Genomic DNA, 4,232 nt, shown 5'->3' on the forward strand with positions numbered 1-4,232 from the left:
ACGCAGCACTCAAATGACTGCGCATCTTTAGATTGGCCAGCCGGTCCTCAGCAGACCCCATACAGCAGCGGCCCCAGCGTCGACTGCGGACAGAAGCAAGCACTCGGCGAGGGATTAAGCTCAAAAGGGATTGACTCAATGCCCGTTACAGAAGAGCGGTTCTCAGATTCCGTGAAAAACTGAACCGCTCTAAACCAGTCCGTATGAGGGATTGAAAACCCGGCCGCCAAGGCCGGGTTGTTTGTGTTTGCGAATCAGATCGAATGCCGGCGTGAGCGGGTTCTCTGATCGAGATCGAAGACTTTCAGCCCATCCTCGGCGCTTGGCGGCGTGCGCCAGTCCTCCGCTATCAGCGCCTTTCTGGCGTCGCGCAGGCCGGCGTCCCAATGTTCGTGCATCGATAGCGACGAAAACTCGTAATCCTTGGATTGCGACCGGAACTGCTTGTTGCGGTAGATCAGATGGATGATGGTGACGCCGTAGTCCGAGCAGTGCTTCTCCAGCTTTTTGATCTCCGGATCGGCCTTGGCCTCTTCGGGAAGCCGCGCATAAAGCTCCGATATGGCGCGACGCAGGCGATGACGCTCCAGGAAGAGGTCGGTGTTGAGGCGGGTACGGCTGGAATAGGTGATGTCCTTGCGCCGTTCCTCGACTTCCTCGAGATCTTGCGGCAAGGAACCGACGGCGCTGAAGAGATCGACCTGAAACACCACCGTATCGACGCCCGCGCCATTGCGCAGCACGTAGGTGAGCGGCGTGTTCGAGACCAGGCCGCCGTCCCAGTAGTATTCACTGCCGATCTTGATGGCCGGAAAGCCCGGCGGCAGGGCGCCGCTCGCCATGATGTGTTCCGGCGCGATCTTAATATCCCTGTTGTCGAAGAACGCGAAGTTGCCGGTTCGCACGTTGACGGCACCGAGGCTCAGCCGCACCGGGCCATGATTGATTCGGTCGAAATCCACATGGTCGAGCAGCGTCTGGCGCAATTGCTCTGTATCGTAGATGCTGGTCGCACCCGCTGAGCCCCGCGCCTGGAACCAGGCCGGGATCTGCCAGGGAGAAAAGAAGCCGGGCGCCCCGAAGGTCGAAACCCACCAGCTGCTCACCGTGCGATAAAAGGGGCTGCTCTGGCGCTGCCGTTCCATCAGCATATCGACGGGAAGCTGGATAGTGATCTTGTTCCAGAAGGAGCGCAGCTTCTCAAGCCGCTCCCCCGGCACGTTGCCGGCCATGATGGCGGCGTTGATGGCGCCGATCGAGATGCCTGCGATCCAGTCCGGGTCGATATTCTGCTCTCTGAGTGCCTGAAAGGCGCCGGCTTGATAGGAGCCGAGCGCGCCGCCGCCCTGGAGCACGAACACTTTATGCGAATAAGCTGATGCGGGATTGGTAAGCGGAGCTGCAATGTTCATGTGCCATCCTTTGCTGCGCTCCGGGTGGGAAAGCCGGGATACGCAAAACTATGACCATTTTCCTGCCTGCTTCTCCGAATGCGGAGACATGCCATTGCGAATCGGCGGGCTCGAACCTGTGCTATGCGAGCAAATAGGCCCAGAGCGACACCGAAAATGCCCCGAACGCTGTCGTCAAGGTGATCGTCGAGGCGGCGAGACTGTGGCCGACGCCGAAGCGATTGGCAATCAGCCAGGCGTTCACACCTGTGGGAACGGCAGCGGTGAGCACCAGCGCGGCCCGCCATTCCGGGCTAAGGCCAAGGAGATGACCGGCCGCCAGCACGCAGGACGGCAGCAAGAATAGCTTGAAGGCGGCCATGACGCTGGTGATGCCGAGATTGCCCGATAGCCCGTATTGGCGCAGCGCCATGCCGAGCGAAATCAGCGCCGCGGGGCCGGCCATATTGGCGATGCCGTCGACGACGCTGCCGACGGTCGCGGGGATGCGGATGCCGGTCAGGTGGACGATAAGACCGCAGAAAAGGCCGATGACCAGCGGATTGCGCACAAGGTTCCGGCCGACCTGCAGCAGCAGCTCGCCGGTGCTGCGGCCGGCGCCGGCATTCTCCTTGCGCTCGGCCTGCTCCATCAGCAGCGTGCCGGCGATCATCATCGTCGGCAGGTGCACGGCGATCAGGATCGACATGGCCATGACGCCATCAGGCCCGACCGTGCGGCCGACAAGGGGCAGGCCGATGAAGATCGTATTGGCAAAGGCCGATGAAACGCCGGCCAGCACGCCGATGCGCGCGTCCCGCCCGAACAGCCGAGTCGCTACGATATGGCCGGCGGTCCAGGTCACGGCGACGCCGGAAAAATAGGCGATCCACAATCGAAACGGCGAAGCGCCACGAAAATCCGCCTCGGCGATGGTGCGGAACAGCAGGAGCGGCACGGCGATCTTGAAGACGAACTCGCCCATCGCCTCGCCGACATCGGCCTTCAACAGGCCAGTGCGCACGATAACCCAGCCAACGAGGATCAGCAGGAAGATCGGAAGGACATCGGTGAGAATTTCGGACATGCCGGGCGTGGGCCGTGGAATTCGTGGCTCGAGAAGAGTGATCGAGGAGTTGTAGCAGCTTGCTTAAAGCATGTCGCGCAAAAGTGTGCAGCGGTTTTGCGACGACGACATGCGCAAAATCAAGAGCTTAAAGCGAAAGGAGCGAATCTGAAAGATCGCGGCTCGCGATCGGTGTGAGAACCCGCAAAAACAAAAAAAGCGGGCCAAGCCCGCTCCTACTTGTCCGGTCTCGCCGGAGAGTCCCCCCGGTGCACATGCCGCCAGTTCATCCGTGGTCGGCCCGCGTACCGGTGAGGCGGAAGGCATCATTCCTTCCCAGACTGGCTCGGAAGTCTTTCGAACTTCCCATCCCAGCCGCTTAATAAGCATTTAAACATAGAAAGTGACAGCCAAATGACTGATTGCAATTAAGTTGGCTGCACTGGCGCTGATTCTTCTTCCAAACTTCGGAAAAACCGATATTACCGGATACCGGCTATCACCAATACCGGGATCCTCCTATAGATGACTCGCTTCGATGTACTGACCGTTGGCAACGCCATCGTCGACATTATCGCCCGTTGCAATGATCAGTTCCTGATCGACAACAAGATCACCAAGGCCGCGATGAACCTCATCGATGCCGAACGCGCCGAACTTCTCTATTCGCGCATGGGCCCGGCGCTGGAAGCCTCCGGCGGCAGCGCAGGCAATACGGCGGCAGGCGTTGCCAATTTCGGCGGCAGGGCTGCCTATTTCGGTAAGGTCGCTGAAGACCAGCTCGGACAGATCTTCGCCCACGATATCCGCGCCCAGGGCGTGCATTACCAGACCAGGGCGAAGGGCACTTTCCCGCCGACGGCCCGTTCGATGATCTTCGTCACCGAGGACGGCGAGCGTTCCATGAACACTTATCTCGGCGCCTGCGTCGAACTCGGCCCGGAAGACGTCGAGGAAAATGTCGTCGCCGATGCCAAAGTCACCTATTTCGAGGGCTATCTCTGGGATCCGCCGCGCGCCAAGGAAGCGATTCGCGAATGCGCCCGCATCGCCCATGCCAACGGCCGTGAAATGTCGATGACGCTATCGGACAGCTTCTGCGTCGGCCGCTATCGCGACGAGTTCCTCGATCTCATGCGCTCGGGCACCGTCGATATCGTCTTCGCAAACCGCGACGAGGCACTGTCGCTCTACGAGACCGAGGATTTCGAAAAGGCGCTGACGCTGATTGCGGCCGACTGCAAGATTGCAGCCGTGACGACAGGCAAGGATGGCGCCGTGATCATACGCGGCAACGAACGCCATGTCGTCGATGCTCATCCGATCGAAGAGCGTGTCGATACGACAGGCGCGGGCGACCTTTTCGCCGCCGGCTTCCTGTTCGGCTACACGCAGGGCCGTAGCTTGGAAGATTGCGGCAAGCTCGGCAATCTTGCGGCAGCAACCGTCATCGAGCAGATCGGCCCGCGGCCGATGCAATCGCTGTCGGAAAAGGCCAAGAAATTCGGTCTTCTCTGATCGGGCTTATACGGCGTCTCGATAAATCTGACTCACGGGCTTCCCAAGAGGGGATGAATCTGAATCTCTGTGGCAAACGGGAGGTTTGCTGCGATGGGTTCAGCGATTTCATTGCGAGAAGATTTTGATGGCGAGCGTCTGCGCCGTCTGGCGCGCCAGAGTAAGGATGCCGCTCAAGCCCGGCGACTTTTAGCGCTTGCCGTCATCTATGATGGCGGCTCTCGTTCAGACGCCGCCCGCCTGGGCAATATCACGCT

At 60.1% G+C, this 4,232-nt stretch carries 3 protein-coding genes and 1 pseudogene; 2 read left to right on the forward strand and 2 right to left on the reverse strand.

The window, feature by feature from the left end; translation table 11 throughout:
- Nucleotides 1–254: 254 nt before the first annotated feature.
- Both QD409_RS35115 and QD409_RS35120 read right to left on the reverse strand, forming a co-directional pair.
- A complete protein-coding gene (locus tag QD409_RS35115) occupies nucleotides 255–1,412 on the reverse strand; it encodes a patatin-like phospholipase family protein (RefSeq protein ID WP_092856160.1) in 1,158 nt (385 codons plus the stop codon).
- A gap of 121 nt (nucleotides 1,413–1,533) precedes the next feature.
- Nucleotides 1,534–2,478, reverse strand: a complete 945-nt coding sequence (locus QD409_RS35120) for an AEC family transporter (RefSeq protein ID WP_430764999.1) — start codon at nucleotides 2,476–2,478, stop codon at nucleotides 1,534–1,536.
- Nucleotides 2,479–2,982: 504 nt separating this feature from the next.
- On the opposite strand from QD409_RS35120, the gene QD409_RS35125 reads away from it, so the two are divergent.
- Nucleotides 2,983–3,975, forward strand: coding sequence for an adenosine kinase (locus QD409_RS35125; protein ID WP_092856156.1), 993 nt, complete (start codon nucleotides 2,983–2,985; stop codon nucleotides 3,973–3,975).
- Between the two features lie 93 nt (nucleotides 3,976–4,068).
- A pseudogene (locus tag QD409_RS35130) lies at nucleotides 4,069–4,232 on the forward strand (IS630 family transposase); the annotation flags it as partial.

It is taken from the genome of Rhizobium sp. BR 315 (assembly GCF_050577975.1).
Taxonomy (GTDB): Bacteria; Pseudomonadota; Alphaproteobacteria; order Rhizobiales; family Rhizobiaceae; genus Rhizobium; species Rhizobium miluonense.